27 protein-coding genes and 1 pseudogene are annotated in these 26177 nt (G+C 70.3%); 13 read left to right on the forward strand and 15 right to left on the reverse strand.

Features of this window, described 5'->3' with window-relative positions; translation table 11 throughout:
• The first annotated feature begins 1744 nt into the window (after window positions 1-1744).
• The 4 genes and pseudogenes from ACZ3X1_RS00005 (at window position 1745) to ACZ3X1_RS00020 (ending at window position 3437) form a co-directional block, all read left to right on the forward strand.
• Window positions 1745-2050, forward strand: a complete 306-nt coding sequence (locus ACZ3X1_RS00005; protein WP_390074570.1) for a hypothetical protein — start codon at window positions 1745-1747, stop codon at window positions 2048-2050.
• Window positions 2051-2289: 239 nt separating this feature from the next.
• Window positions 2290-2766, forward strand: coding sequence for a cupin domain-containing protein (locus ACZ3X1_RS00010; RefSeq protein ID WP_356812237.1), 477 nt, complete (start codon window positions 2290-2292; stop codon window positions 2764-2766).
• Between the two features lie 12 nt (window positions 2767-2778).
• Window positions 2779-3062: pseudogene (locus ACZ3X1_RS00015) on the forward strand (lamin tail domain-containing protein); the annotation flags it as partial.
• A 33-nt stretch (window positions 3063-3095) separates the two neighbouring features.
• A complete protein-coding gene (locus tag ACZ3X1_RS00020; RefSeq protein WP_356812238.1) occupies window positions 3096-3437 on the forward strand; it encodes a DUF5713 family protein in 342 nt (113 codons plus the stop codon).
• 902 nt (window positions 3438-4339) lie between these two features.
• On the opposite strand, the gene ACZ3X1_RS00025 is transcribed toward ACZ3X1_RS00020, so the two are convergent.
• Window positions 4340-4642 carry a hypothetical protein gene (locus tag ACZ3X1_RS00025; RefSeq protein WP_467275152.1) on the reverse strand — a complete coding sequence of 101 codons (303 nt, stop codon included), beginning with the start codon at window positions 4640-4642 and terminating at the stop codon, window positions 4340-4342.
• Between the two features lie 943 nt (window positions 4643-5585).
• On the opposite strand from ACZ3X1_RS00025, the gene ACZ3X1_RS00030 reads away from it, so the two are divergent.
• Complete coding sequence (locus tag ACZ3X1_RS00030; RefSeq protein WP_467275154.1) at window positions 5586-6215, forward strand: hypothetical protein; 630 nt, start codon at window positions 5586-5588, stop codon at window positions 6213-6215.
• Window positions 6216-6333: 118 nt separating this feature from the next.
• On the forward strand, window positions 6334-6618 hold the full coding sequence (locus tag ACZ3X1_RS00035; protein ID WP_356812241.1) for a hypothetical protein: 285 nt from the start codon (window positions 6334-6336) through the stop codon (window positions 6616-6618).
• Window positions 6619-6651: 33 nt separating this feature from the next.
• Here the strand turns inward: ACZ3X1_RS00035 and ACZ3X1_RS00040 are convergent, their stop codons facing one another.
• Complete coding sequence (locus ACZ3X1_RS00040; RefSeq protein WP_467275156.1) at window positions 6652-7044, reverse strand: hypothetical protein; 393 nt, start codon at window positions 7042-7044, stop codon at window positions 6652-6654.
• Window positions 7045-7449: 405 nt separating this feature from the next.
• On the opposite strand from ACZ3X1_RS00040, the gene ACZ3X1_RS00045 reads away from it, so the two are divergent.
• A complete protein-coding gene (locus tag ACZ3X1_RS00045) occupies window positions 7450-7734 on the forward strand; it encodes a chaplin (RefSeq protein WP_467275158.1) in 285 nt (94 codons plus the stop codon).
• 379 nt (window positions 7735-8113) lie between these two features.
• Here ACZ3X1_RS00045 and ACZ3X1_RS00050 read toward each other — a convergent pair whose 3' ends face one another.
• The 3 genes from ACZ3X1_RS00050 to ACZ3X1_RS00060 all read right to left on the reverse strand — a co-directional run bounded on the left by ACZ3X1_RS00050 (window position 8114) and on the right by ACZ3X1_RS00060 (window position 11042).
• Window positions 8114-8707, reverse strand: a complete 594-nt coding sequence (locus ACZ3X1_RS00050) for an isochorismatase family protein (RefSeq protein WP_356812244.1) — start codon at window positions 8705-8707, stop codon at window positions 8114-8116.
• 476 nt (window positions 8708-9183) lie between these two features.
• Complete coding sequence (locus ACZ3X1_RS00055) at window positions 9184-9822, reverse strand: HAD family hydrolase (protein WP_467275160.1); 639 nt, start codon at window positions 9820-9822, stop codon at window positions 9184-9186.
• Window positions 9823-10358: 536 nt separating this feature from the next.
• Window positions 10359-11042 carry a maleylpyruvate isomerase N-terminal domain-containing protein gene (locus ACZ3X1_RS00060; RefSeq protein WP_467275162.1) on the reverse strand — a complete coding sequence of 228 codons (684 nt, stop codon included), beginning with the start codon at window positions 11040-11042 and terminating at the stop codon, window positions 10359-10361.
• 365 nt (window positions 11043-11407) lie between these two features.
• Between ACZ3X1_RS00060 and ACZ3X1_RS00065 the strand changes: the two genes are divergently transcribed.
• Window positions 11408-11815: a DUF3662 domain-containing protein gene (locus ACZ3X1_RS00065; RefSeq protein ID WP_356812250.1), complete on the forward strand. Its 408-nt coding sequence runs from the start codon at window positions 11408-11410 to the stop codon at window positions 11813-11815.
• Between the two features lie 351 nt (window positions 11816-12166).
• Here ACZ3X1_RS00065 and ACZ3X1_RS00070 read toward each other — a convergent pair whose 3' ends face one another.
• The 5 genes from ACZ3X1_RS00070 to ACZ3X1_RS00090 form a co-directional block, all read right to left on the reverse strand.
• Window positions 12167-12802, reverse strand: a complete 636-nt coding sequence (locus tag ACZ3X1_RS00070; RefSeq protein ID WP_467275164.1) for a class I SAM-dependent methyltransferase — start codon at window positions 12800-12802, stop codon at window positions 12167-12169.
• 249 nt (window positions 12803-13051) lie between these two features.
• A complete protein-coding gene (locus ACZ3X1_RS00075; RefSeq protein ID WP_467275166.1) occupies window positions 13052-13771 on the reverse strand; it encodes a hypothetical protein in 720 nt (239 codons plus the stop codon).
• Entirely contained in the window at window positions 13768-14961 is a 1194-nt protein-coding gene (locus ACZ3X1_RS00080; RefSeq protein WP_467275168.1) for an FAD-dependent monooxygenase, read from the reverse strand. The genes ACZ3X1_RS00075 and ACZ3X1_RS00080 overlap by 4 nt, the downstream gene beginning before the upstream one ends.
• Entirely contained in the window at window positions 14958-16931 is a 1974-nt protein-coding gene (locus tag ACZ3X1_RS00085) for a LodA/GoxA family CTQ-dependent oxidase (RefSeq protein ID WP_467275170.1), read from the reverse strand. Before ACZ3X1_RS00085 ends, ACZ3X1_RS00080 begins: the two co-directional genes overlap by 4 nt.
• 558 nt (window positions 16932-17489) lie before the next feature.
• Window positions 17490-17729: a hypothetical protein gene (locus tag ACZ3X1_RS00090; RefSeq protein ID WP_356812251.1), complete on the reverse strand. Its 240-nt coding sequence runs from the start codon at window positions 17727-17729 to the stop codon at window positions 17490-17492.
• A 101-nt stretch (window positions 17730-17830) separates the two neighbouring features.
• Here ACZ3X1_RS00090 and ACZ3X1_RS00095 point away from each other — a divergent pair, with 101 nt between their 5' ends.
• The gene (locus ACZ3X1_RS00095) at window positions 17831-18019 is read left to right on the forward strand and encodes a hypothetical protein (RefSeq protein WP_467275172.1); all 189 of its coding nucleotides are present in this window, start codon (window positions 17831-17833) and stop codon (window positions 18017-18019) included.
• A gap of 185 nt (window positions 18020-18204) precedes the next feature.
• Here the strand turns inward: ACZ3X1_RS00095 and ACZ3X1_RS00100 are convergent, their stop codons facing one another.
• The gene (locus ACZ3X1_RS00100; protein WP_356816019.1) at window positions 18205-18621 is read right to left on the reverse strand and encodes a CBS domain-containing protein; all 417 of its coding nucleotides are present in this window, start codon (window positions 18619-18621) and stop codon (window positions 18205-18207) included.
• Between the two features lie 1047 nt (window positions 18622-19668).
• On the opposite strand from ACZ3X1_RS00100, the gene ACZ3X1_RS00105 reads away from it, so the two are divergent.
• The 3 genes from ACZ3X1_RS00105 (at window position 19669) to ACZ3X1_RS00115 (ending at window position 20936) form a co-directional block, all read left to right on the forward strand.
• A complete protein-coding gene (locus tag ACZ3X1_RS00105; protein WP_467275175.1) occupies window positions 19669-19902 on the forward strand; it encodes a response regulator transcription factor in 234 nt (77 codons plus the stop codon).
• 502 nt (window positions 19903-20404) lie between these two features.
• Entirely contained in the window at window positions 20405-20692 is a 288-nt protein-coding gene (locus ACZ3X1_RS00110; protein WP_356816017.1) for a DUF6400 family protein, read from the forward strand.
• A complete protein-coding gene (locus ACZ3X1_RS00115) occupies window positions 20679-20936 on the forward strand; it encodes a hypothetical protein (RefSeq protein WP_356816016.1) in 258 nt (85 codons plus the stop codon). Before ACZ3X1_RS00110 ends, ACZ3X1_RS00115 begins: the two co-directional genes overlap by 14 nt.
• A 27-nt stretch (window positions 20937-20963) precedes the next feature.
• On the opposite strand, the gene ACZ3X1_RS00120 is transcribed toward ACZ3X1_RS00115, so the two are convergent.
• The 3 genes from ACZ3X1_RS00120 to ACZ3X1_RS00130 all read right to left on the reverse strand — a co-directional run bounded on the left by ACZ3X1_RS00120 (window position 20964) and on the right by ACZ3X1_RS00130 (window position 24103).
• Entirely contained in the window at window positions 20964-21545 is a 582-nt protein-coding gene (locus tag ACZ3X1_RS00120; RefSeq protein ID WP_467275177.1) for a DUF4232 domain-containing protein, read from the reverse strand.
• Between the two features lie 109 nt (window positions 21546-21654).
• A complete protein-coding gene (locus ACZ3X1_RS00125) occupies window positions 21655-23298 on the reverse strand; it encodes a serine/threonine-protein kinase (protein ID WP_467275179.1) in 1644 nt (547 codons plus the stop codon).
• Between the two features lie 133 nt (window positions 23299-23431).
• On the reverse strand, window positions 23432-24103 hold the full coding sequence (locus tag ACZ3X1_RS00130) for a hypothetical protein (protein ID WP_467275181.1): 672 nt from the start codon (window positions 24101-24103) through the stop codon (window positions 23432-23434).
• A 165-nt stretch (window positions 24104-24268) separates the two neighbouring features.
• On the opposite strand from ACZ3X1_RS00130, the gene ACZ3X1_RS00135 reads away from it, so the two are divergent.
• Entirely contained in the window at window positions 24269-24718 is a 450-nt protein-coding gene (locus ACZ3X1_RS00135; protein ID WP_467275183.1) for a hypothetical protein, read from the forward strand.
• 24 nt (window positions 24719-24742) lie between these two features.
• Here the strand turns inward: ACZ3X1_RS00135 and ACZ3X1_RS00140 are convergent, their stop codons facing one another.
• Complete coding sequence (locus tag ACZ3X1_RS00140; RefSeq protein ID WP_467275185.1) at window positions 24743-26005, reverse strand: hypothetical protein; 1263 nt, start codon at window positions 26003-26005, stop codon at window positions 24743-24745.
• Between the last annotated feature and the right edge of the window lie 172 nt (window positions 26006-26177).

The following is a 26177-nucleotide window of genomic DNA, read 5'->3' on the forward strand; positions in this document are numbered from 1 at the left end:
GCCAGTTCCAGGCCCGAATCAGCCACTACAAACGACGCGGACACACACCACCAGAAGCAGCCAACCAGTCAGCCCAAAGACCGTTGCAGTACTAGGTTCTGTCCGGCCGATCTTGGGCTGTGGGAGGATGCGGTCCATGACTTGCATTCGAAGGGGCCGTGCCTCGTAGAACACCAGCTTCACTTCGACCGCGGGAACGCGGCTGGAGTAGACCCTGGGTGCGGTATCGCGATGTTCCAAGCCTGTCGGGAGCGGCGAATGCCGCTGTCCGTGTCCTTGAACGAGAGCGAATGTCTCCGGGCATCGTGGCGGTGGCGCTGAGCGTGTGGTCCGTGCGCGTCCACGGCACGAGGCGCCGATGGAGGCGATGGGAGGCGGAGTTCACCTGCCCCTGCTGCGGCGAGGGTTGGGCCCGGGACAAGCTGCAAGATGCTCTGTTCATGCTTCCGCCAAGGGCTGCCAGCGAACTCCGTGTGCAGGTCGAGCGCCTGGACGCGGTGCTCCTCGGGCGAACGCATCACGAGCCGACGGAAGACCCGGAGTTGGCGTGGTGGCATCGCAGGTGCTGACCGTACCCATGTCACCCACTGGTTCGTTGGCTCTTACGTGACTGGCCGGGGGGATCTGACAGAGGCGGAGTGGCGAGGGCTGGTCGCCGATGGTGTCCCAGTCCAGGCGGTACGGAGCCAGACTGCGCCATCCGCACGCGCACACGGCCCGGAGGGCCTCGGCGGTGGACGGCCGGCCCGGCCGTCGTAGGCGACCAGTGCGAGGTCGACGGCACGTTCGGACCGCTCCCGACATCGAAGTACACCGGACCCGGCTCGCAGCCGCCGACCAGTACACCCGCCGCGCCCGCGTGCGCGTCCCCGAAGTCCCCCGTCCAGAAGTCGCAGTCCACCAGCACACCGCCCTCTCCCACGTCCCCGCCGGCAGGCAGGCCGGATCCCGCCTGCGACCCTGCCCTACCCGCGCACGCGCCCACCCCCGGAGGGGCCCAACAACCAGCGCCGGTTGGATACCGGCCCCGGCAACACAACGCGGCTGGAGAGCGAGCCGCGGTTGCCGTCCCGGCGGAACGGGCGCGGCTGCATGAGGGGCGGGCCGGTGTCACGCAGACCCGGCTCGCGGCCGCGTTGAAGACGCCGCAGACGGTGAAGAACCGGGAGAACGGCCGCTCCGAGCCGAAGAGCCCCGACCAGCCGGGGGTGGGCTGGCCGGGGCCAGCGGGGTGCCGGCCGGGGGCATGCGGGGCGGAGCCGCCAGGGCCGCTACTTCACAGCGGATCCCCGGCTCCAGCCGAACGATCCTCGCATGCGAACACCCGCCAGGATTACGTCAGGGGGTGGTTGGGCGGCCGGTACCACTGCCGCCAGGGCGCTCTGGTCACCGGACCTCGCCCCTCACGCCCTGTCGGCGGACTGCGCCCGGCCATAGCCGCATCGGAAGCGCAGCGTTCGGCTCTTGTGTGACATGCGCGAGCGAGGGTTGACCCCTGGCGCTGACACCGCACCACTGCCACAGGAGCCCATCCCTCTCGCATCCCCGCCAGGCAGCCGACCCGCGTGTCGCAGCGGCCGAGGATGCGGAGCTTGAGCTTGATCACGCCCACAGCGCCGACGCAAACCTGGCCCTTCTCGGATGGACGCCCCGGAGTGCACCGGCGAAACGGGCGGATTAGCTTCGCAGTGCGATCCGCGTGCCGTCCGGCCGCGGCACCTCCAGGCGGTCGAGAGGACACTCCATGGCAGTCGTGATGACCTTTTCCTGGCCCGAGATCACACCCGATGTGTACGACGCGGTGCGCCAGAAGGTGCGCTGGGAAGAGGACGCACCGGACGGGTGCGTGCTGCACGCCGCATGGTTCGTCGATGGCGGCCTCAACGTCATGGACATCTGGGAGTCGGAGGACCACTTCAACCGGTTCATCGAGGCTCGGGTCGCCCCCGTACTCAAGGGCGAACTGGGCGTGCAAAGCGATCCCGAGCCGAAGTTCCGCCCCCTGCACCGGCGCTTCGTCGCCCCCGGCGTCAGCGGCGCCAGCTCCTGACGTACGCCTTCCGCAGCAGGGGCCGCCTCGGCGATGCCTCGCCGGCCTTCGCCCGCCTAGAGGTCCACCCCGGTCGACTGCAAGACCGGACGCACGGAGGAATGTGGCAAGGGGTCGCGACCGCTTGTGCGGTAGCGGCTCACCTGTTTGTGGCCAGAAGAGCCAGGGTTCTGAGAACGCTGACGTGGGCTGGCGCAAGAACGCCAGCGTGTACCGCCTTGGTTGACCGAAAGAGAAATATGACCATCAAGGACATCGGGCCGGAACCTCAAAGCTTCGACCTCGAGAAGGCGACACTCGAGAACACGAACTATCGCGCGGTCGCCTGGTCCGGGAAGTACCTCCAGTTGACCCTGATGTCGATTCCGGCGGGTGAGGACATCGGCTTGGAGGCCCACCCGGAGACTGACCAATTCCTACGACTCGATGCGGGCCGGGGCCGCGTCCAGATGGGCCGCACGAAGGATCGACTCGACTTCGACCGGGAGGTCGAGGATGGCTGGGCGATCTTCGTGCCCGCTGGCACGTGGCACAACGTCACCAACATCGGTGACGAGACCATGAAGCTCTACGCCGTATACGCGCCGGTCCACCACGCGTCGGGCAAGATCCATGCGACATCCGCCGACGCGGAGCGCGACGAGGACTCAGACAACGACGAGCCACCGAGCTGGTCGGTCCAGCCTGCCCAGCAGCCATCGGACGAGCACGGATGACCCCGGACGCCCGACGGCAATCGCCACCACTACCGCTTCGACAACGTCGCATCGCCGGCCGCGCCACGATCCGCATCCACACCGGCAACGGCCGCGACACCCGCACCGACCTCTTCCAGGACCGACGCGCCTACGTCTGGGACAACCGCTCCGACACTGCCACCCTGCGCGACTACCGCGGCCGAACCGTCGACACCGAGACCTGGGGCCGCCGCCGCTGGGCCTGTTATGAAAGTCCTGGTCGGGTGGGGTCTGGCGTCCTTTGGAGGCATCGTTGTCAGTGCTGCTGTGCATGATCGGCGCGTGAGCTTTTCGCGGAGGGAAGTGCCATGCCGATCACAAACCAGCAGATAACGGGACGCGCGTTCTTGCGGCAGATGTATGACGACTCGTACTTCCCTGATCACGTGGTCGACCAGGGAAAGGCGATCCTGCTGCGGCTGTGCGAGCGCGTTGAGGCCGAGCGACCGACGGACCTTGAGAGTTTGTATGCGCTCACCCAGGCTGCGACGGAGGAGTTCAACCTGCTGGACAGGGAGTTCGTGGCGGCCGGAAGCGGAATCGAGACGGTGGCGCGGGAGTGGATCTGTGACGAGTTCTGCTTCGTCGCGTCGGCATACGAGTTCATGGAAGCGGATGCGGAGGAGCTGACCGCCGGCCGGGACTGGTGAACGAGGACGGGAAGGCCACCTTCGATCAAAGCCATTCGTGGAGAGCTGCAATCAGGACGGTCGCCTCGTAGCGGACGGCGAGCTTGTCGTAGCGCGTGGCGACGGCGCGGTGGCGCTTGAGGCGGTTTGATTTTGCACTCGACCGTGTGGCGCCGGCGGTAGTCGACCGGGTTGCAGTGCGGCGGCCGGCCGCCACGGGAGCCGAGCCTTCGACGGTTGCGCGCCTGGTCGGCCCTGTCCGGGATGGTGCATCGGATCCCGCGGCGGCGCGGGTAGGCGCAGTTTCTGTGGGAGGCGTACGCCTGGTCGGCCCGCACGCGGTCGGGGCGGACGCGTGGCCGTCCCGGACCGATGCGAGCCGCGGATCTTTGCCAGCACGGGTTCGAACTGGGCTGAGCCGCCGCGCTTCCTCCGTCCATGTTCACGAGAACGGGGGCAGAAAGCCACAGCGGGTCGTGCGACGCCTAAGGGCTGTCCCGTGATCCCCGGCGGGCGCACGACGACAGCCACGGCACCTCGCCGCGTTGTCGGAACGCCCGGATACGCCCAGTATCAGCACGCTCCTCCGCCTTGCGATGCACCGCGTCTGACGCCGCGCGCTGATCCGCCGGGGATTACGGGACAGCCCTTAGCGTGCAGGCGGCACGGAAGGTGTCCTCGGTGGTGACCCGCGGCGGCCGCCGATCTGCGCTCACGGGCGGCAGCAGCCGCCCGCCGCGGGAGGACATCCAAGTTCTCGTGCAACAAGGTGAAGCCGAGCGCGCGGTGCGCCATCCTCGCGTGCCAGCTACTCGACGCCACACCCGGGCCGGCCGCTGGTGGAGCGGGCAGCCCGGGTGGACCGGCCCGGCGTCAGCCGGACGCGTCGTGCGGCCCGGTGGTGCGGGGGCTGTGAGCCCGTCTCAATTGCCGATGCCGGAGCTGCCGATGCCTGAATTGCCGATGCCGTGGCTGCCGATGCCCGTGTTGGCGATGCCCGCGTTGCCCAGACCCCAGTTGGCGATCCCCGCATTGCCGATGCCGTCGTTGAAAGCGCCTGCATTGCCCACGCCTGCGTTGCCGATGCCTGCGTTGCCCACGCCTGTGTTGCCGATGCCTGCGTTGCCCACGCCGTCGGCGCTGGCCGCGCCGGCCCCGCAGATAGCCAGCACTGCCGTTGCACCCAACGCGACCGTCACACGGAGAAGAGTCGTGCGCATCGTCATATACCTCCTGCTTTGGGACTATTCTTCCCATATCTTTAGCACGCCGCCGTATCGGATACGGGCATCAATGCCCAAAGCCGCCGTGTCGCCCAGATGCCTCGAACCATGGCGTGCGGGTCCCAGGTCGGCGACCCAGAAAACCCGCCCACCGCCGAGGCAGCCGTCGTCTTCCGGAGCACTGCTGTACCGATGCTCCCCAAAGGTCGGACCAAGCTCGGGAAACGCCCAGACCGTCGGTACGACTTCCCAGCGGTGGGCCGTGCCTCCCGTCGTCATGAACAACGGCTCGGCGCGGATGGCCAGGGTGACTCCCGAACGGCTGTCGAAACGCTGCCGGAACGTTCGGCCCGTTGCGCTACGAGATCGTCTCTCTGGATGAGCAGAGCGCGGTCGTCCGCCTCACCGGAAACTGCTGCTCGCTGCGGTACACCACACAGGCTGGCATCGGGCTCATCGGCAAGGCCCTCGCCCTCTACCAGCGCCGCGCGGCCAGCCCCTGGGCCCGCGAACTGAGCTGCGGCACGCCCCTGGCGCGGCGGCGGTACGACGGCACCGCCCTGTCTGCCCACGACGAGCAGACACGCCGGCGCCCGGGACCCAAGCCGGCCCCAAGCCGGATCAGGGGCACGCTGCGGTTCAGTGGTCAGGCTTCGACGTACGCGCGGTCGTCAGACCCTCGGTCAGCGGCCCCAGAAGCGCATCGCGTCTGCCAGGCGGCCCGCAGATCGGCCTTCTCCTGCGCTGGCGCCCCGACGGGCACGGCCGAAGGAGCGGCACCCGCCGCGAAGGCGGCCGGAGCTGCTGCGCACTGGCCGTCCCGCACCGGCTGTGCGGAGGCCGGATTCGTCCAAGTGCGCGCCTCGTCTGGCAGGCACGGCCGATCAGCGTGAGCCTGAGTTCGGTGCCTGCGCCCGCGGGCACGCGTGTGTCTGGAAGGACTCACATGTCTGAACGCAACACGGTCATGCGCAGTCTGCATGACATCGGTCTGGCAGCTTGGTTCGGTGGTTCTCTCATGGGGGCCGTCGGGTTGAACGGAGCGGCGCGCAACGCCGTGAAGGAGCCGGTTCTCGCCTCGCGGATCGCCAGCGCCGGCTGGGCTGCCTGGACGCCGGTGAACGCGGCCGCGATCGGCGCCCACCTTGTGGGCGGCGCCGGCCTGCTGGGAGCCAACAGTGCACGGGTGGCCTACCAGAGCGGTGTGGGTGCCTCCACCTTCGCCAAGACGGTCCTCACCGGAGCCGCGCTCGCCGCCACGGCCTACAGCCGCGTCCTGGGCAAGAAGATCGAACTCGCCTCGTCCCCGGACTCCGAAGACCGGGCAGCGGCCGAGGACCACCCGGTGGAAATGGATCAGGCGCAGCGCCACCTCGCGCTGCTGCAGTGGGCCGTGCCCGCTCTGACGGCCGGGGTGCTCGTGCTGAACGCCCTGCACGGCGAGCAGCAGCGCCCTGAGCAGCAGAGGCAGGGGATGCTGCGCCGGGCCGCCTCACCCTTGGTCATGGCCGGGGGAACCGGTATGGCCGCCGTACGCCGCGCCTGCCACCACGGCCCGATGGCCGGCCACTGCTGAACTTGCAGGCCAGCCGGCCCCTTCGGCCCTGTGCCGGAGGCTGCCCCTGTCATCTGGTCGCCGGCCCAAGTCCAATCCGCCCACCGCAACCGACGTCATCCACGCAAGGAGACACGATATGGCCAGAGCTACCACGACCAAGGTGACGCAGCCCGTCACAGACGACAGCATCAAGGTGCGCCAACTCAGCCACTACCAGTTCAGCTGGGTGGCCGGTGAGCCCGCCGCCCCAGGCACCCTCACCCTGCAGCTCGTGCTGGACGAAGGAGCCTGGGAAGAGGTACTGACCGTCGACGCCGACGACGCCGACATCCTCCAGGATCTCCTACGCAGCACTCCGACCGTGCACTACGACGTCAGCCGCCGAACCCTGATGTTCGGCGTGACCGCCGTCGGCACGTGAACAGACACCGGCCCCCGCGCATCACCGCGGTCTTTAGGGGTGCAGGCCGACGGTGACGTACCAGGCCGGGAGCAGGCTTGCCTCGCCCAGGACGGTCAGGGCGGCGTTCCGGGCGTGGCCACATGCTTGACGGTCAGCCCGAACGTGCTTCCGGGCAGGGGCGGCGGGCGTGTTGGCGTCCTCGTTGGTGGACCAGCCGGACAGGCTCTCCTCGTCCTCGTCCTCGGCGTCGTCGGCCAGGAACAGGTGCGGGTCCTCCAGCCGGAACCGGCGCGTACCGCCGCCTCCGGCGACGACCAGGGCGACGGACGGGGCCTCCCCTGGGAACGGTGATCTTGCCGTGGCCAGGAGCCGGGCGGCGACCGCAGCCCGGTCGAACTCCGGGCTCGCCGTCGTACCGCCCGACCGGCGCCGGGTGGTCGTCATGCCGGCGGCGCCAGTTCGCCGCTGCGGCCTCCCTGAGGCTGGCGTCGCCGATGGCGACGGCGAGGGGGTCGGCGAAGTGTGTTCCCGGTATAAGGCGAGGCCTGTGACGGCCCCGATGGTGAGGGCGCGGGTCGGGCGGCGTAGAAGGATGCTTAGTCGGGTGTGCAGTCGGCAGTTGTGTGAGCCGGGTGTGGCGCTTTGGACGTCTTGCCGGGTCTTGCGTGAGCCCGGTGCGGCACGAAGGAACGCAGCCGAATGCCGTAGCCGTCCTCACTTTGGAGTGGCAAGGCTGGCAGATCTCACCGGTTCGGCCCATCTTCCGTAACGGGCCGGCGCCTCCGGCCGTTGTGGGGGACGTCGTCCGTGCCGCACTTCCCGCGGCAGAGTCAGCTCAAGGAGATCTTGATGTTCCGAATCGCCAAGGCCGTAGCCGTGACCGCCGCCGCTGGTGCCGTCCTTGCAGGCGGTGCCGGCATGGCCGCCGCCGACGCCACGGCAGAGGGCGCTGCCATCGGCTCCCCGGGTGTCCTGTCCGGCAACGTCGTCCAGGTGCCCATCCACATCCCGGTCAACCTCTGCGGCAACACCGTCAACATCGTCGGCATCCTCAACCCCGCCTTCGGCAACACCTGCATCAACAGCAGCGGCCTCGACGGCCACCACAAGGCCGACCACCACGGCGAGCACTGACAGCACCAAGTCCTGGACCCGGCGCAATCGTCGCGCCGGCACATCCAGCGCCGTGTGAACCAGCCGCAGTGTAAGGCCCCTGCATGGATCGGCCTCCCCTCATCCTCCAAGGGGAGGCCGTTCTCGTGACGGGGCCAGCTACGTGCAGCCAGCCAGCGGGTTCGGCTCCGCCCGGTCCGCCCGGTCCGCGCGCCGGACCTCTTGCCGCAGTGGGTGGTGGGGCGGCCCGGTGCTACTGCCGCCAGAGCGCACCCGGGCGCCCCGCCGGAATCGACGCACCCCGGGCAGGGGCGTGCGCCCCCAGGCCAACGAGCTCTCGCAGAACCCGTTCCCCGAGTGTGGACCGCCACGGGGTGAGGGCGTTGTCGTGCCTGCTGGGCTACTTCGGCGCCGGTGCCTTGCCGGACACCTTGACGCCTGCCTGGCGGAAGTCGTCCAGAGTGGAGGCAATGGTGTCGGGGGCGACACCGACGGTGTAGTCCAGGCGTACCCGGGTTCCGAATCCAGCCGCGGCAGCGTCCAGGGCGGTGGCGCGCACGCAGTGGTCGGTTGCGATGCCCACCACGTCGACGTTCCGCACACCGCGTGCGCGGAGCCAGTCCGCGAGGAGGGTGCCTTCGGCGTCCGCACCTTCGAAGCCGCTCTTGGACGCGCTGTGGGCGCCCTTGAAGAAGATCGCGTGAACCTTGCCGCCGGCGGCGGTGGGGGCGAAGTTCGGGTGGAATTCTCCGCCCTCGTCTCCGGCGACGCAGTGGACGGGGAAGCTGTCCTTGAAGTCCGGGTTCGAGGAGAAGTGGCCGCCCGGGTCGATGTGGTGGTCGCGGGTGGCCACGACGTACTGGTAGTCACCGTCCGCGTCCTGCTCCACCAGCTCGGCGATCGCGGTGGCGATCCGCGCGCCTCCCGCGACGGGAACACTGCCTCCTTCACAGAAGTCCTTCTGCACATCCACGACGATCAAGCCTCGGCTCATCACGAACACCCCTCAGTACGACGGAACGACCCCCGTCTTCTACCGGCCTGTCACCTCCACCGGAGACACAGCGCGCTGCGCTCACCCACACAGCCGCAGACATTCACCGCAGGAACGATTCGCACGGTCGGCAGTCAAAGGCCAAGTGCGGTGCGCAGTCGGGGCCAGGGCTGCCGTCGGGCGCCGGTAGTGGCGCCACGCCCGCGAAGAAGCCCGCGGCTGCCTCGCTCGCAGCCAGATGACGAGGGCTGCTGCCGTCGCGGTGCCGCGGAAGACACAGTGTGCCCCTGGTGAAAAGCCATGGTCATGCCGCAAACGTCGATGGTCGAGCTGTACGCCGTGATCCGGCGCGACCACCGGGGCGGCATGACGATGCCGGAGCTCGAGCGCAAGGACAACGTGTCGTGGCGGACGGTCCGCGGTGCCGTGGACTCGGTCTCGTCGGAACCGAGGAAGAAGCTGCCGCCGCGGCGACGTCATCCGAGCGGGACGCGCCCTGCAACTCGCGGACCAGCGTCCAGATGGGCAGCGATGCGCCTGATCGTCCGGGTGTTGTCCTCGAACAGATGCGCCTGCATACCCACCGCTTGTGCAGCCTCAACGTTTCCTGCGAAATCGTCGATGAAGAGACAGCTCTCCGGCCGCACCTCCAGGCTGGCGCATGCGGCCTGGAAGGCACGTGGGTCCGGCTTCTCGATGCCGATCTCGTGCGAGTACACGATCTGCTCGACCAGTTCGTCGAAGTGGTACAGCGCAGTCTCTCGGTCGCGGGCACCGACGAAGCTGTTGCTCAGGATGCCCAGCCTGCAGCTTCCCCGCAGCCCTCGCACATAAGCGATGAGTTCCTCGTTGGGCGTTCCCAGATACTCCGCCCAAAGATCCGCCATGAAGGCTTCCACCTCGGGCGCGTCGAGCCCCAAACGGGCTGCTACCTCCCAGTGCACGTCGTGTTCGCTGATGTGGCCGACGCTCCCGGCTTGCCACACGTCGCCCATCCGCTCATGCACAGTGCCCAGCGGCAGCGCCAGCCGCTCTTCCCACTGCTGCACCCACCCCGTTTCCGGCGTGATCTCCAGCACGCCACCGATATCGAGAATGACGCAGGTCACCGTCACTCGAACTCCCCCACTTCGTCCTGCCAGCCGGCGAGCGCACACCGCCCGCTCATGTGATCTCTGGGGACACTGTTGACCCTCCCTCTGGGGCACGGTCAAGCGATCTCGGAGCGTTGTGGCAGTCCTGTTGCGAGCCGCCGACACGACTCGGCTGTGTCAGCAGGTGCCTTCAAAACTCATGGCGCGGCGGCCGATCTGGCGGCCGATGCGGGCAGGGTCGACTGGCTCGCGGGGCGGGGCAGGGGCGAAGGGACGGCGGGTGGTGCGCCGGGGCGTGGTCAGCTCGGCCTTGATTCGGAGTGCGAATTCAGGAGCGCGCCGCCGCCAGAGCGTTGTACGGCGGCCCGTCGAATGGAGCCGAAGCACGGTGGCTGTCACCTTCGGGATGGGGTGAGCTGGTCGTCGGGATCGTCTGAAGCAAGCTGGTTGCCCCGATGAGGCATGCGCCTTGTCTTCAATAGCCTTTGCGCAGTCTTTCGTTTCCCGGCCAGTCTGCTGACGTCGGTCAGCCTGTCCGGGGGCCTGTGGGTGGGGGGCTATGCGAACAGGGGGAATCGGGCGGCGTCCGCACCCAAACGATCTCGGTCGGTATCGGACAACGGCGCGCGTCCGGTCGCCACGCGTGCGTACTGCGCGTCGTCCCACGGCGCTGGCACCGGGCGGCCCAGTAACCCGTCCAGCGTGCGGCGCGCTTCGCCAAGGCCTTCTGCCGAGGGGCCTGGTGCGTCAGGGAGCGACACGACGAGGTCGAGATGGTGGATCGTCGCCTCGACGGCCAGCGTGCGGATCAGATCGCCGGCCTTCAGCACGTGGCCCTGGGTGGCAACGGGCTGGTCGGGTGCGGCACTGGCCGCGGCGTTCACCACTGCGGCCGCAGTCTGCGAATACAGCTCGCACAGTTGATTGATGTGCAGGAACATACTGGCGACGACCCGAGTGAACCTCCGACCGTTGGCCGCGCCCAGGGGTTCCGGGCGCCAATCCTCCCAATAGGTGACCGCGTCACGGTCCGGCGCCCGTCCGGCAGGCGTGTGCAGCGCCACCAGGCCGCGTTGCGCGTCGCTCAGGCAGTGGAAGACAAGATCGCGCACCGCCCAGCCGGCACAGCCCGTCGACAGCCACGACCGCTCATCCGTGATGGTCGTGACGACGGCGTCGAAGGCACCGTAAGACGCGCGCAGTACGTCGGCCGGACGCGGTCCTTCCTCCTCGTAAGACATGCCCGCGAGGATAGGGCGGCTGCTTGTTCAAGCGCACCCCCTCGGCCCACCCGCCTGCGCCGGACAGGGACACAGGGCCTGTGCCCATCCTCCCGCTCCGTGCGCCTTGTACTTCGCCAGCGCGGTGGACACCAGGGTGCCAGCTGCGCGGAGGAGCTCCTTGACCTTTACCCGGTACAGGGGGCGGGCTGGCCAACACTGCAAAGCCCCGGCCTGTCCCACCAAACTTCGGTTCACCCCCAGGCGCCCTTGCGGCGCTCCGCTCCCAGCGGCTCGGCGGCCGCAACAACCACCCCCGTGTGATACCGGGCATGTCCGCCGCGCCGCCGGCGCGTGACGTCGCAAAACCCGGGCAGGTGCGGTTCATGGGCACACTGAAGGGCTGGGAGCGGGCGATCGAACAGGCTGAGCAGGCACTGGCCGAGAAGCTGTTGGGCAGGGATGCGGTGGAGGCCGAAGTGGTCGAGGCGCTGCTCCGAACATGCGACGAGCAGGCCATTGTGTGCAGCTCCCACCGCACCGTGGCACCGAACGTGTACGCCGTCGAGCTGCCTCCGGACGTGTACGCCGAGATCGGTCCGCACCTCACGGTCGTGGGGCAGGAGCTAACCGACCGTTTGGAGCGCCACGGCGAGGTCAAGGGTTACGAATGGGCCGGGCTGCTCACCGTGCGGCTCGCTATGGGCGAACACGTCCCCAACGGCCGCTACCAGGTCCGTTGTGCCCCCATGGCACACATCACTTCCACGCCGCTGAGCGCTCCGGACGCGTAACCCGGCAGCCGACCTACCGAGGGACAGCACCTCTGGGGCCGTCCCTCGGTAGGCCGGCGCCGCAACAGCGCGTACCCCGAATGCGCCGACAGCGGGCGGGCGCTGAAGGCGGACCGTGCCTTCAAGGCCGTGTCTGGACACGGGTCGGAGCGCAGTACGGCAATGGTTGGGGATGTACCGCCTCGGCTGGCGGGATCGCCCGCCCGCGCTCCCCTCCTCTCCTGAAGCAGGTCACGGCCCCCGCCCGAGGCGGGGGCCGGAGCCCTGCCACGCCGCACCTACCGCCGGACGTACTGCCACAGCACGCCGTCGCTTCCCTGCAGGTGAAATCCGCATCGCGTCAGGAGACGGTCAGCCGTTTCGCGGGGGAAGAGCCGGAAGCGGAGGCGCTGGTGAGCCACAACCAGTCCTTGGTCCTCGATGTAGTAGTCCTTGGTGTGCCGGCCTTCGGCGTCGATCGCGACGTGCTGCGTGTAGAGCAGACGTACCTCCGGGCAGGGTTCGGTCAGCGCGTCGGTGGGGCCCCTGGACGGAGAGCAGCAGGGAACCGCCGGGCCGGATGGCGGCGGCGAGGTTGGTCAGCCCCGTCTCGTTGTCCTTCTCCTCCATGAGGTGGCTGCTCAGCCAGGACTCCTCGCCGTCCTGGACGATGTACCAGACGCCGCCGACGGAGTACGCGACGTCGAAGGCCGTGGGAAGGGACATGTCCAGGACGTCTTCGCGGCGGAACCGGGCGCGGCCGCCCAGTCTGTGGCGGGCCTGGGCCAGCATGCTGTCGGTGTGGTCGATGCCGGTGAGGCGCAGGTCTTCGGGGCCCAGGGCCAGCAGCCGGTCGGCGACCAGTCCTGTGCCCATCCCCAGCTCCAGCACGTCCGCGCGGGTACCGATACGCGTCAGGAGGGCATGCGCGTAGGCGTCGTAGTCGTAGTATCCCGAGGTCATGACGAGGTCGTAGAAGCGCGACAGATCGGCATAGGAGTCAGGCATCCGCCGGACGGTAACGGCGCGGTCAGCCGAGCGGCAACGACGCCTTTTGAGCCGCTGCCGCCCCTGGCCCGGCCTGTATCCCCAGCCAGTTGTCCCCAACCAGTTGTCCCCGGACAGACGCGGCCCCGCCGGCCGAAGCCGGTGGGGCCGCGTTGCAGGGTGCTGCTTCCACGGCGACGGCATGGCGAGCCGCCGTCAGGACGCCGACTATGGCCGCCCGCCATGCAGCACGGCGCCCGGTGTTCGCGGCTACTTGTTGTTGAGGCTGCTGTGGTTCCACCAGCCTTGGCGCCCGGCGGTGAAGGTGACCTCGCGCGTCCCGATCTGGCCTTCGTAGGGCTTGCCCTTCACCAGGGGGCTCGTCTTGACGACGCCCTTCGGGTCCTTGATGGCGGGGATGGTGAGGGCGGCGGCGTGATCGAGGTCGCTCTGCTCGAAGCCGGCGGGGTTCGAGGTGGTGATGACCTCGTCCCAGTTCGGCGAGGCGGCGAGCTGGTGGGCGAGGTGGACCTCGGAACCCTCGCCGAAGGCGAGGTAGGTGAGGTGCTCGGGGTAGTCGGTGGCGTCGAGGGGCTTGTAGTGGACGACGTCCTGCTTGCGGCAGGTGGCGGTGGTCTCGTCGAGGATCTTGGTGAAAGTGCGAGCGCCGGTGCTGTCGACGGTCACCCGCTCGAGTTCCACCTGCAGCGAGGTACGGGTGCCGTCGACGATCTCCTTCAGGGGCCAGTGTCCCTCGGAGAACAGGGAGTAGTACACCTGCCGGTCCTCGTGGTTCCCGAGGTCGTTGAGGTACTTCTTCCGCAGGCTCCCGTCCAGGCCGAACTTGGTGATCATCTGGAAGGCGTGGACGGCGACGTGGTAGAGCGGGAGGTGGTAGGCGAAGATCGTGTCGGTGCCGATGAGCAGGAACCTGTGGCCGTGGCGGGGGGCTCGGGCGTCGGACGCGGAGGTGGTGTCGGTGGTGGTCATGCGGGCACTCCTGGGGTTGGGATCGTGTCGGGTCGGGTGTTCGGTCGGCCGTCGGCGGGATCCGTCGGGCCGGTGGTGTGGCGGCGGCGCCAGAAGGCGTGCCGGGGCCATCGGTGTTCGAGGCCGTAGAAGGTGCGCCGGTTGCGCAGGTGGGTGGCGGTGATCGTGTCGAGTTCGGCGGCGTAGTGGGTGAGGGCGGTGCGGTCGCCGCCGAGGTGGTCGTGGACCGCCTGGCCGGCCCGCATGCCGGTGTACAGGGCGGTGAGGATGCCCTGGGACGACAGCGGGTCGAAGGCGGCGGCGGCGTCGCCGGCGGCGACCCACCCGCCGCCGTGGACGGCGTCCAGGCGGACGGTGTGGGCGGGCGCGCGCCGTGCGGCGGCGGCCGGCCACGGGTGGGCGGACACCCGGGCGCCCGTGTGGCGGGTGCGGGCGATGTCGGTGAGCAGGTCGGTGCCGCCCTGCCGGGCGGCAAGCAAGTCTGCGTCGGTGTATCGGGCGAGCAGCCGGTGGCCGGCGGGCAGCAGCGCCGTGTACCACCAGCCGTCCGGTGCGGCCTCCACGAGGGTCGAGGCGTCGGGGGCCGGCGTGGTCGATGGGGGGAGGGTCAGGCAGAGCGCGACCAGCCGGTCGTGAACCACCCGGCGGGCGCCGGCCGCGGTGGCCGGGCCCGCTCGGCGGCCGGTGGCGTCGACCAGCCAGCGGCAGCGCACGGTGCGCCGCTCGCGGGGGCCGCGTAGTTCCACGGTCCAGGTGCCGTCCCCGGAGCGGCCGGCGGGGCGGGCCGTGGTGCGTTCGGCGACATCGGTGCCAAGGAGGCGGGCGCGCTCGCGCAGCTTCCGGTCGAAGCGGTCGCGGTCCAGGTGCCAGCCGTGGCCGTGCGGGTCGAGGATGCTGTCCTGGGCGGCGAGGTCGTCCGAGCCCCAGGCGGACAGGTTTGCGTAGCAGGGCAGGTGGTGGCGCTCGTCGAGGACGTCCTGTGCGTCGAGGTCGCGGAGAAGGACGCGGGCGGTTGCCGGGAGCGCCTCGCCGACGGGCGGCGGTCCGGTGGCGGCGTCGGCGAGCAGGACGGTGCGCCCGGCGCGGCACAGCGCCAGGGCGGCGGCGGCGCCGGCCGGGCCGCCGCCGGCGACCACCACGTCGTACGCGGGCGCGGCGGCGGCCCGGGGACCGGTGTGGTCCACCGTCACGAAGAACCCTCGTGGCGGCCGGTGCCGTTGGCGGCTTCCTCCCCGAAGGGGTCGAGTTTGTCGATGTAGCCGACGGTGATGTTCTCGGGGGCGACGCCGACGTCCTCGGCGAGGCGGGACACTTCGGCGTCCCGGGTGGTGTCGTCGGCGGTCTGCGATACGTGCAGGGTGACCAGGTTCCGGTCGTCCGAGACCCCTTCGAGGGCGAAGCCGGGCTCGGACTCGACCTGGAAGCGCGGCGGGTACTTGTTGTCGCGGACGGTGTAGCGGCGGGTCTCCACGACGCCGAAGCGGTGCCACTCCGCGGCGGCCTGCTTCAACTGGTCTTCGTACGTGCCCTTCAGGCCTCGCAGCCAGGAGGCCCGGTTGGCGAAGGCCGCCGTGCGCTCGTCCTCGGAGGGTGTCAGGCCGCCCTCCTTGTTGACAATCCGGAAGTCGCGCTCGGTCAGCACGTGGTTGGGCACTCGGGCGGGCCAGAAGGTCGGCAGATGGGGGTCGTACCGGGGGCCCAGGCCGGCGGTGGACTCGTAGCCCGAGCGGCAGCTGGCGGTGTCCGTCTGCCAGGGGACGGCCATCCACCGGGTCAGGCCGCCCGGGCCCTGCGCGTGCAGGGGACCGTCTGCGGCCAGGGCCTTCTCCGGAGTGAGCTCCTCGCCGTAGTCGGGCTCCGCCTCTCCCTCGGCGCGGTGCAGGATGCGGAACGGCTCGGCGAACATCGTCGCGTGCCGGATCGGCCAGGTCACCTCGCAACCGGGGTGGAAGGCATCGGCGAGGCAGAAGTCGAGGGCGGCGCGGTCGAGGAGCCCGGGCTGCTCGGCGAGGGGCGCGTCCTCCAGGCGGCGCGGGGAGTCGGGCCCGGATGTCTCGACGAAGTCGCCCTTGGACCACCTGAGCAGCATGTCCATCTGGAGGGCCGACAGGGTCATGTACTGTCGCGGTGACTTGGGGCGGCTGGTCATGCCGTCGCCGTAGAACCACGGCCAGGTCATCGGCGCCACTCCGTCCCGCTGGTAGTCGCGCATGGCGGTGTACACCTGGCGGCGCAGCTCGCGGTAGACGGTCCCGGGCTGGGAGAGGCGGCGCTGCAGTTCGGTGGTGGTGAAGTCCTGCGGGCCATCGCAGCCGAAGTGGGTGGCGAAGCCCTTGTTGACCCACTGCAGGTTGCTGAAGCGCTCGAGCAGGGGCGCGATGTGGTGTTTGAAGGACACCTGAGCGGGCCGGGGCAATTGGCCCTTGCTGACGAAGACGTCGAGGAGCAGGTCGTACAGGGTGCGCACGGTCTTGATGTCCGGCGCGTAGTTGGGCGGGCCCACCACGACCCAGGCGGGTCGGACCTCGATGCGGCGGCCGTCCACGCTGAGGGTGGCGGTGACCGGACCGTCGGAGATGTCGTCGTACCAGCCGTCGTTGTTTCCGTACGAGTGCAGTGGCTCGTTGTTCTTCGCGGCGGACCGGCCGGAGCCGCCGAGCACCACGAGGCGGCCGCTTTCGTCGGTGTGCATCCGGCCCAGCGGGACCGGGATGCCCTGGAACGTGCCGCCGGTGAACTCCACGCTCTGGCCGGTGCCGGCGCGCAGGGTCTTGCGGCCGGGGTCGATGACGAGGCTGCGGCGGTCGATGCCCTTGTTGCGCCTCGGCGTGCTATGGCCCTGAGTGTCGGGGATGTCGAGGGCGAGCCTGAACTCGTACCAGGCGGCTTTCTGGTTCGCGACGTGGACGCCCCACTCGATCGAGGCGTTGTCGTTCGTCAGCTCGCGTACGACGTTGCCTGCGCTGTCGTAGCCGTAGAGGCGGAAGCGGGCCGCCTGGCGCTTGAAGGCGCCGGTGTCGTCCTTGAGGGAGCCGGCCGGCATCGGGTCGGGGTCCGGTGTCTCGGGGCCGTAGTACCACCCGTCGTCGCGGGTGCTGTTGCCCACCCGGGCCACTCCGATCGCGGGGTGGATCTTCGCGTAGGCGATGTCGTCACTCATGGGGGTTGCGGGTTCCTTCCGGGATGGTGAAGGCCGCAGAGCGTCGTGCCGCACCGGCGGGCGGCCGGGTGGCCGAGCGATGGGCCGGGCGATGGGCCGGGCGATGGGCCGGGCTGGAGGCGGCAGCCGAGAGCCGCCCCTTCCCTCTGTGGGGCCCACGGGGCGCGCCGCACTCCTGTGCCGCGTCTGCTGCAGAGGATTCCCTGCCCCGGCCGCCGTGCACGTTCCCGGACGCGGTAGGCAACCCTCTTGGAGGAAAATGAATCGATCCTGCTCACACCGTTGTCGGAGCGTGCGCCGGTGCTCGTCCGGGGTGCATGAGGACGGGTGGGTGAGGCGGAGAGCCGAATGTGCGCGCGGCCGGGTACTCGGCGTCGGCGCCCGTTGCCGCCTTCCGGTTCGTCGGGCCCTCGGTCGTGCTCGCCGTACCGCAGTGTCGTCAAGGTGCGTCGGCCGCCCGAAGGGCGGGCCCCGCCGGCCCGGCGGAGTCTGACGACACGACCTGGGGCGCCACCGGATCCAGCCACCTACCGCTCGCCGGGAATGCCGGGGAGTCGGTCACTCCTCGCCCTCGCCGACCTCGTACTGATGCGGCTTCCCGCCTTGCCATGCGATGACCTCGGAGTCGCCGAGGACCAGCGCGTCGCAGTCGGGGATGTCGAGGGACTGCAGGAACTCGATCAGGTCCCGATCGCTGTGAGCGACGCCGAGGACGGTGTCGACACCGCGGATCCTGATCACGACCCGTCGGCCGCCCGACGGGGAGATCCGGTGCACGAGGATCGGCGCCTGCTCCATACCCTTAGCCTGCGCGGCCGTCCCCTGTCCAGCACGCCGAGCGGCACGGCAAGGGCAAGAAGAACGAGAAGCACCACGGCAAGAAGAACAAGGTCCGCGACGTGGAGAACATGCCGGGCTGCAAGTTCTACCAGGGCAAGGTCTACTGCGAGCACAAGACCGACAAGCCCGACCCGGTGGTCGTGGACAAGGAGAACCCCGACAAGGTCCAGGCCCCCGAGTCGAAGCCGGAGTCTGCCCCCGCCCAGGCGTCCGCCCCCGTGGAGGAAAGCGCCGCCGCTTCCGGCTGAGGCCGAGAAATCCCCGACACTGCGGCTCTGCGCACCCAGGCCTGAGCGCACCGTACGCAAGAAGACCGCAGCGGCTGCTGCCCTACCAGCTCTTCGCGGCGTTGAGCCGCACGTGGCGCGGGGCCCCACCGGCCGGTGGGGCCCCGCGCCATCGAGACACCCAGGCGTCCAACGCGTGGGGCCGGTCAGTTCTCCGAGATCGTCTGGAGCAGGTCGCCGACCTTGGCCTCCGGCAGCGCGCGGGCGACATCGGCCAGCGCGACGATGCCGACCAGCGTGTGCCCGTCGATGACGGGCAGCCGGCGGACCTGGTGCTCGCTCATGGTACGCAGGATCTCTGCGGCGTCGTCGTCGGCGCCGATGGTCACGGCCTCTCCCTGGGCGAGGTCGCCGGCCTTCACCGCGCCCGGGTCCTTGCCGGCGCCCAGTACCTTCACCACGATGTCCCGGTCGGTGAGCATGCCCTTGAGCTTCTCGTCCGTGCCGCAGATCGGCAGGGCTCCGACCTTCAACTGGGTCATCTTCTTCGCGGCCTCAAGGACCGTCTCCTGGGCGCCGATGCACGTCGCGTCCGCGGTCATGATCTCGCGAGCCGTTGTCATCCGTCGTACTCCTTCATCCTCGTCTGCACGGGTCTTGGGCCGGCCCCCTCACACGGACCGGTCACGGCACCTATGGGTGCCCCCTGCCCCCAGCCGGTAACGGCATTCGCCCCATTTCCACCCCAGGGCGCCGACCGCGCCCCTCAGCGCGCCTTGCCCGCCGCCGGGGGCGGCGACGCCAGGATGGAAACACCGCAGGCACGGCGCCTGCGGCAGCCGGAGGAATCGCCTGCACGTGCGGGGTGATGCCTTCGGCGAGGGCGAGGAGCTGTGCGCACAGGTCGGGGTGGGCGCTGGGGGCGAATGGAAGGGGGCGTGGAGGCTGCGTCGTCGTTCATGGCGATCACCCGGCGCTTCCGGGATTCACCAGAGACCTCGGAGTGTCTCGGTGGCGGGCAGGCCGCCGTGGACATGGTGGAGCTGACCTCTGGTGATCCTGCGGGTGCATGCGGGCGCCTCCTTCGGGACGTGACCCGTCTTCTTTGGAGGTGCCTCCCCGCCGACTGCCGTTCGAATATTTGTGCGAATTGAATCGCGGAGTGCCCCAGAGGGGAGCGATTTCCGCAGAAGCGAGCGGCTGCGTCGGTGGGGAGGAACCACGCTGCGTCCTGGTCCTCCGCCGGTTCAAGACCAGCCATCCGCCCAGCTCACACCCGTTCCGGCAGTAACACCGCCCCCGGCTCCACCACCGCGTCAGCGTGCCGGTGCGACACCAGTCAGCCTTGCCCTGCACACAGGTCCGCTTCGTCCAGGCGACCCCACGCAACAGGACGGACAAGCCCCAGAAGCGCCTCCTCCGCAACGACGCCACCCCCGATCCGGGACAGCCTGAACGGCACGGAACACCCCGGCCGCCGCCCCACCGCCGCCGCGTGCGGGCGGAAAAAAGAGGGCTGTCACACGCCTGTGACAGTCGGCGGACAGCCCCATGAAATGCCGCCGCCACGCTCTTAACAAGAGAACAAAACGGGACATTCGGTCGGATGTCCCACCTGCTTCCGAGGACGCGAGCAGCGATGACCGAGCCGATCCGGCGGAGGAAATCCCATGACTCTCACACTCACCACCCCCCACACCCCCGCGGCCCCCACGCCTGAGCTGGCCCCCCGCGAGCAGGAAGCACTGCGACACATCGCCGCCGGCCGCACCTACCTCCAAACCGCCCGCCACATGGGCCTCTCCAAGCACACCGTCGACGCCTACCTCCGCCGCATCCGCGCCAAACTCAACGTCAACACCACCGCCGAGATGACCCGCATCGCCATTGCACTCGGACTCTGACACCTTCACACCACAGAACGCATCCGCGCACGGGGCCAGAGACAGGACCCGCCCCACACAGGAAGACGGGCTAGTGGTCAGGTGTGCAGGCGACTGTTCGGGCCCTCCCGGTCACCAGCACTCTCATCGTTGAACCAGTAATCACCCGCCGCCAGGTATCGGAAAGAATGCGTGCGCTCACTCGGCAGTGTCAGCGTGACCGCACGCTTACCGTCCCTGCGCGGCACAAGCGTATGGACACCCGGCTGCCAGCCGTTGAAATCCCCCACCACACTCACCGGCCCCGGCGGAACGTCCGCAGGCAGCACGAACGTGACCTCCGTACCACCCCTACGCAAAACCCGCTCCAACATGACACCACTCCCGACAGACCGTACGAAGGGACACACACCAGCCCATCCTCAACCCCAGGCCGCACCACCGCACCCCAAGAGACGGGGCGGGCTGTGACTCCGCCCACCCTCTCTTGACCGGGGAAGGAAGGTTTACCTAACTTCAGGGCATGGCCCCTCACACCCCCTCCGCCCCCTCCCCTGACGACAGCGCCGGTACCGGCGGGTCCGGGCTGGTCGACTTCGCGGTCGACCTCACCTCGCAGGAGGTGCTCCGGCGTGCCCAGGTGATGGAGGCCCTCGGCCCCGACTGGGACCCGGTGGAGGTCCTCCTGGGTGAGGAGGCCGCGTACGACCTGCTGTACTCCGGGCTGGACGCGCAGCAGCAGCGCCTCTACGACGACCTTGTCGCGGCCGGTGTGCTGCCCGACCGTGGACACGGCCGTGCTGCCGCTTGACCCGCAGGCCGATCCCGGGCGCCGCGCCTGGGTGGCCTGCCCCCAGTGCCAGGACACGCGTGGCTGCGAGCCCTGCCAGGAGCGGCGGACCTGCTCCGCGCACTGGCGTTACCTGCTCACCAACACCGGCAGCCTGCTCCACCTGCAGTGCCCGGGGTGCAGCCACGTGTGGGTGCACGAGAGCGGTTTCGGTGCCACCCGTTCCCTCTGGGACCGCATCACCGGGGCCATGCCCGGCCTTTGAGCACCCCTGCCATGCGCGCGTGCGCGGTCAGGGGGCGGGGCGGAAGGCGGTGGCGCGTACGGCGGTGCCGCACAGGGCGAAGTTCCCGCCGTCGTCGGGAGCGAGCTGGAGACGTGCGCCGGCGGCGCCGATCACCATCGTGGGGGCGGCGAACGGCTCCGCGCCGGAGGCGCAGTAGCCGTCGGCCTCACCCAGGACCGGGGCGAAGGCGATACGGGTCGCCGCCGCACCGCCGACGGGCAGCTCCACCGGGCGCGCCGGTCCCTGGCGGATCACGGTGAGGCTCCTGGCGGCGGCGGGCGAGCCATGGCCGGCGAGGGCGATCGTGGGGTGGCCCCGCAGGACACACGGTGCGGGACCCTCGTTGACGACGGTGATCCGCACCGCGTTCACCCCCAGTCGCTCGGCACCCCCCGGTACGAGCTGGCCGCTACCGCACGGCGGCGCGGGCGCGGTGACGGCCCCGGTGCCGGCGCTCTGGACGTTCTGGGCGGTGCGGGCGGTGGCCGGGTGGGCGTTCGCGGCCAGCAGGGCAGCGGCCGCGGCGGCCGTTGCCAGGGCCGTGCGCAGCCGGCGGCGGACCACGGCGCCGTTCACGGTGTGGGACATGATGCTCCTCTGGGTGCCGCACTGTGCCGGTGTGCAGATGGGCCTGTTCCCAGCCTGGCACCGCCCGCCCAGGCCCGCCCGGCCACCGGATTCCAGGGGGAGGGGCGGGTCAGCTGCGGCGGATGAGGGCTTCGGGGGCGCCGGCCGACTGGGCTCCTTCCGACTCGAGGGTCAGCCGGTCGGGCTGCGTCATGGTGAGCACGTAGAGGTTGCCCCGAGGGCATTCGAAGGTGGCCGAGCGGTCGGTGGGGTGGCTGGTGACGGCCGCGAAGACGGCGGAGTCCTGGCGGATCTGCCGCAGCTCCAGGGCCTCGGTGCAGCCCAGGTTCCGCCCGGTGGAGAGTTCCTTTACGTCGCTGACCTGCCTGCCCACGAGCTCGCCCACCGCCCCGGCGTTCAGGGTGACCGTGACGGAGAACTCGCCCGCCCTGGCCCGGGTGATGCCGTCCGCGTCCGGTGTTCCGGGCCCGGTGCCCGACCAGGTCCCCACCCAGGCGGCGGGCAGGGCGGCCCGCCCCGACACCGGGCCCGAAGCCGATGCGGTCGGCGTCGGGGTCAAGGTGGCCTTGCCGCCACCCCCGTCCCGGTCGCGGTCGCCGTCCATGAGGAGCCGCAGTGGGAACGCGGCCAGCACGGCCAGCACGGCGGCCGCGCCCGCCACGGCGATCAGTCGGCCCCGGCCGGACGCCCGCCCGTCGACGCCCGCAGCGGAAGCCGTCGGAACCGGCGGCAGGGGCGGAAGAGCCGCCTGCACCGCCGGCACCGGTGCCGGCGGTGCAGGAACGGGTGGGAGAGCGGCAACGGGTGGGAGAGCGGGCGGCGGGGCGAGGAGCCGGGTCAGTTCGCTCTCGCGGCGAGCGATGTCCGCGGCCAGGATCGGCGGCACCACGGCGTGCCACTCCCCCACCCCCGATCCCTCGTCGGGAGCAGCGGCGACGTCGGTGAGGCGCCGGTGGAGTTCTTGGGCGGTGGGCCGCTGGGACGGGTCCTTGGCAAGGCAGTCCCCCACCAGCGGGACCAGGTCTTCCGGGACGCCGGCCAGGCGGGGCTCGTCGTGGACGATCCGGTACAGGAGCGCCGGGAGCTGCAGCTCCTCCCCCACGGCCAGGAACGGACCGCAGCCGGTGGCCGCGTACACGAGGACCGCCGCGAGGGAGAACACATCGGCCGCAGCCGACACGGCAGCACCGGTGGCCTGTTCCGGGGCGAGGTAGCCGGGGGTGCCGATGACCGCGCCGGTCTGCGTGTAACGGGCATCGCGGGCGGCGCGGGCTATCCCGAAATCGATGAGGAAGGGACGTTCGCGGCCCAGCAGCACGTTGGCCGGCTTGATGTCCCGGTGGACGACCCCGGCCGCCCCGACCGTCACCAGAGCCGCTGCCAGTTCCCGGGCCAGGCAGTACAGGGCGGGCCGCGGCAGCGGCCCGTGCCGGTGGATCCAGTCGGCCAGGGACGGCGCGGGAACGTACTCGGTCGCCAGCCACTGCGGCGCGGCCCCCGGCGGGCTGAAGTCGACCACCGACACGGTCCACGCCCCCCGCACACGGTCGCTGGTACGTATCTCCCGGTCGAAACGCTCCGCGAAATCCGCCTGCCGACTCAGAGCCCGGTGCACGGTCTTCAGCGCCAGCGGCCGGCCGGAAGCCGTACGGGCCAGGAACACCTCACCCATCCCGCCCTCGCCCAGGCGCGCCAGCAGGCGGTAGCCGCCCATCTCCAGCGGATCATCGGGCCGCAGAAGGTCCACCAACACCACCGACACCAACGCCTGTTGCCGTCCCGCCGGATACGGGTCGCCTGGTGAGGACACCCTAAGGGCTGTGCCGTGATCCCCGGTGGATCAGCGCGCACGCAGGCAGCCCCACGGGTTCCCGCTTCAGTGCGAGTCAGCGGGTGGTGCGGTGGTCGTAGACGGCCAGCGACAGCGCCTTCATCGCGGCATGCGCGCGCCCCGCGTCCACACCCTGGTCGACCGCCTCCAGGGCGGCGGCCGCCGACACCCGCACCGACTGCGGCAGGCCCTCGTGGGCGCACACGCGGTAGGCGACACCGCGGCGAGCATCCCGTTCCTCCTCGCTGACCCCGAAAGCGGTCAGTGGGAAGGCCGCCGCCTGGTACGTCGCGAGACTCACCAGAACCGCGTCGGCGACGCCTTCGGCATACCCGCCCACCGCATCCGAAACAGCCACCGCCACCGGAAGCGGATGCGGATCGGAAGCGGGAACCGGGGCCGGGGCCTGCGCGGAAACAGGAACGGAAACGGGGACGGAAACGGCTTCGGGGGCCGGGGCCGGGCGGAGGAAGTCGGCCACGTGCCTGCGCGAGAGGAAGGAGCCGATCCCCGCCCCCAGCGCGGCCGCCACCGCAGCCAGCACACCCGTCACCCGCCCGCCCAGCAGCCAGCCGAAACAGGCACCACCGGCCACCCCGCACATCACCAGGACGAACGTGATCATCAGATGGATGCGGGCAACCGGCGAAAGCGTCATGTCCAGCAGTATGCAATGCACACCTACCCCGCCGTCCAGGGCGGTCGATGCGGCTCGGGCTTTGCACAACGCACTTCGCACTCCCAGCCCGGTACGGGCGCGGCGTGATCAGCTCCAACCGGGGCATACCGGCCCGGTGGCCCAATTGGCCGCGGGGCGAGGGTGGGCACGGCCGGCCCGACTCGTAGGATGAGCCTTTGATCATTGCATTCGCAGATTTCTACGGGGGCTCGGATGAGCAGTACTTCCTTCGACGCGGAATGGGCCGGTCTCAAGGGAGGGACGGCCGCCGCGACGCAGATGCGCCTCGCCGGCACCGCACCCGACGGCGGCGGGGGCGGGGGCGGGGGCGGCGAGGACCTCAAATCCGACCAGGCGGTGTGGAACAAGGCCAGCAACGACGTCGGCCAGCTGGTGTCGGGGATCAAGAAGGCCAAGGCCGAGTTCGAGGCCGGGCAGAGCGGCGCGGCCGTCCCCGGCGTGGAGAGCGCAGCCGCACAGAGCGAGCTGTACCAGTCCTGGAAAACCTACCTCGACGGTCTCTCCGGCAAGTGCACCGCACTGCAGGGGCCGATGGTGCAGGCAGGCAAGGGCCAGGTCGCCAATGACGAGGCGCTGCGCGCCGACTTCGCCCGCATGAACGGCCAGTACAAGGACACCCCCGCCACCGGCGGCAGCAACTGAAACCCGCAGATGCGGCGTCCTGGATCAGGGGTTCAGGGCGCCGGAGCGGCCGGGGTCACGCAGCGCTTCCAGCCGCCGCTCCGCCAGCCGCAGATGACCGGGATCGGGAAGCGGCAGCGTCCGCAGCAGATCCACCAGGCCGGGTCCCGCCTCCAACGCGCCCGCCCGGTCCTTCACCTGCGTCCAGCAGTACAGGGCTCCGGCCGCCGCGTCACGGACCTCGGCCGCGTCCCCACCCTGCCACTCCAGCCGCGCCCGCCCCGCATGCACCCACAACCGGGTCGCCGACACGAAATCGCCGGCCATCCGCGCAAGATCAGCACGGATCTCCGCACACCGCACCGCCTCCGCCGACGCCCGTCCCCACCGCTCCACCACGCTCCGCTCCCACGCCCTCGCCAGCGCATCCGCCTCGCCGTGGCGGCCCTCCACCGCCAACGCGTGCAGACGTGCCCGCGGGTCCCCCTCCACCACCGGTCCGGGCCGGGAGGCCGGCCCGGCAACCGGCCCGGCCACCGGCTCGGGTTCCCGGCCAGGACCCGGTTCCCGGCGTAGGCGGGCGGGCGCCGGCGAACGGCGCATCTCCAGCTCGCGCGCGGACGGCACCACCAGCGTGCCCGGCGCCGGCGCGGCCGACCCCACCGCCAGCACATGTACCTCCACGTCGGACGGCCGCACCGGAGCGCGCCGGAGCTGGTCGATCCACTGCCGGGTGTACCCGCTGACGCCTCCGCCCCCGGCCGGCACATCCGGCCCGCACACCACCCCGAACACCTCTACCCCGGCAAGTTCCGCGAGCCCCGGCAGCGCCCCCGCCTCCCCCACCAGTGGCCACGCCTCCTTGTCCGCCACCAGGTCGACCACCACCGTGGTCACACCCCCCGAACGCGAACGCAACTCCCCCACCAGCCACTCCCACGGCAACGAGGTGTAGCGCACGCTGCCCGCCGTCGTCCCCGCCAACGCGACGAACAACCGCCGGCTGCGGCGATCCGCCGTCAACCGGCCGGACACGTACACGAACAGCGGACCTGTCGCCGCCACGGCCACCCGCACCCGCGCCAACACCGTGTTCGGATCACGCACCCCCTCCAGACACACCATGTCAGCCGGCACCTCGCACCCCAGCAACACGTCCGCCGGGACCATCGCCAGCGCGGCGACGTTCACACCAGGAGCCACCAGCACCCCGCCACGCCGCACCGCTGCATCGGCCGCCAACAACAGCACATGCCCCCGCGGCGCCCGCCCCCGACCACCGCCGTCGCCCACACCACCGAAACCCATGGGGCGACGCTATCCACACCACACCCCCCACCCGCACCAAACCCGGAGAACAGCACACCTGGGAAGGGAGTTCGTCCGCCTCTCCCGGACGGGCACACGGCGCCCTCCTCACCGAGGGCGTGATCAAGCCAGACTTCCGTCACCTGATCGGCTCAGCAGGATCTAGAGTGTG

The sequence above is a fragment of the Streptomyces sp. NPDC023541 genome (genome assembly GCF_055559995.1).

Excerpts from the sequence above, each read along its gene's own strand:
- ACZ3X1_RS00005 (WP_390074570.1), top strand. The coding sequence starts at position 1,745 with ATGGCAGTCGTGATGACCTTTTCCTGGCCCGAGATCACACCCGATGTG.
- ACZ3X1_RS00010 (WP_356812237.1), top strand. The coding sequence starts at position 2,290 with ATGACCATCAAGGACATCGGGCCGGAACCTCAAAGCTTCGACCTCGAG.
- ACZ3X1_RS00020 (WP_356812238.1), top strand. The coding sequence starts at position 3,096 with ATGCCGATCACAAACCAGCAGATAACGGGACGCGCGTTCTTGCGGCAG.
- ACZ3X1_RS00025 (WP_467275152.1), bottom strand. The coding sequence starts at position 4,642 with ATGACGATGCGCACGACTCTTCTCCGTGTGACGGTCGCGTTGGGTGCA.
- ACZ3X1_RS00030 (WP_467275154.1), top strand. The coding sequence starts at position 5,586 with ATGTCTGAACGCAACACGGTCATGCGCAGTCTGCATGACATCGGTCTG.
- ACZ3X1_RS00035 (WP_356812241.1), top strand. The coding sequence starts at position 6,334 with ATGGCCAGAGCTACCACGACCAAGGTGACGCAGCCCGTCACAGACGAC.
- ACZ3X1_RS00040 (WP_467275156.1), bottom strand. The coding sequence starts at position 7,044 with ATGACGACCACCCGGCGCCGGTCGGGCGGTACGACGGCGAGCCCGGAG.
- ACZ3X1_RS00045 (WP_467275158.1), top strand. The coding sequence starts at position 7,450 with ATGTTCCGAATCGCCAAGGCCGTAGCCGTGACCGCCGCCGCTGGTGCC.
- ACZ3X1_RS00050 (WP_356812244.1), bottom strand. The coding sequence starts at position 8,707 with ATGAGCCGAGGCTTGATCGTCGTGGATGTGCAGAAGGACTTCTGTGAA.
- ACZ3X1_RS00060 (WP_467275162.1), bottom strand. The coding sequence starts at position 11,042 with ATGTCTTACGAGGAGGAAGGACCGCGTCCGGCCGACGTACTGCGCGCG.
- ACZ3X1_RS00065 (WP_356812250.1), top strand. The coding sequence starts at position 11,408 with ATGGGCACACTGAAGGGCTGGGAGCGGGCGATCGAACAGGCTGAGCAG.
- ACZ3X1_RS00070 (WP_467275164.1), bottom strand. The coding sequence starts at position 12,802 with ATGCCTGACTCCTATGCCGATCTGTCGCGCTTCTACGACCTCGTCATG.
- ACZ3X1_RS00075 (WP_467275166.1), bottom strand. The coding sequence starts at position 13,771 with ATGACCACCACCGACACCACCTCCGCGTCCGACGCCCGAGCCCCCCGC.
- ACZ3X1_RS00085 (WP_467275170.1), bottom strand. The coding sequence starts at position 16,931 with ATGAGTGACGACATCGCCTACGCGAAGATCCACCCCGCGATCGGAGTG.
- ACZ3X1_RS00090 (WP_356812251.1), bottom strand. The coding sequence starts at position 17,729 with ATGGAGCAGGCGCCGATCCTCGTGCACCGGATCTCCCCGTCGGGCGGC.
- ACZ3X1_RS00100 (WP_356816019.1), bottom strand. The coding sequence starts at position 18,621 with ATGACAACGGCTCGCGAGATCATGACCGCGGACGCGACGTGCATCGGC.
- ACZ3X1_RS00105 (WP_467275175.1), top strand. The coding sequence starts at position 19,669 with ATGACTCTCACACTCACCACCCCCCACACCCCCGCGGCCCCCACGCCT.
- ACZ3X1_RS00110 (WP_356816017.1), top strand. The coding sequence starts at position 20,405 with ATGGCCCCTCACACCCCCTCCGCCCCCTCCCCTGACGACAGCGCCGGT.
- ACZ3X1_RS00120 (WP_467275177.1), bottom strand. The coding sequence starts at position 21,545 with ATGTCCCACACCGTGAACGGCGCCGTGGTCCGCCGCCGGCTGCGCACG.
- ACZ3X1_RS00135 (WP_467275183.1), top strand. The coding sequence starts at position 24,269 with ATGAGCAGTACTTCCTTCGACGCGGAATGGGCCGGTCTCAAGGGAGGG.
- ACZ3X1_RS00140 (WP_467275185.1), bottom strand. The coding sequence starts at position 26,005 with ATGGGTTTCGGTGGTGTGGGCGACGGCGGTGGTCGGGGGCGGGCGCCG.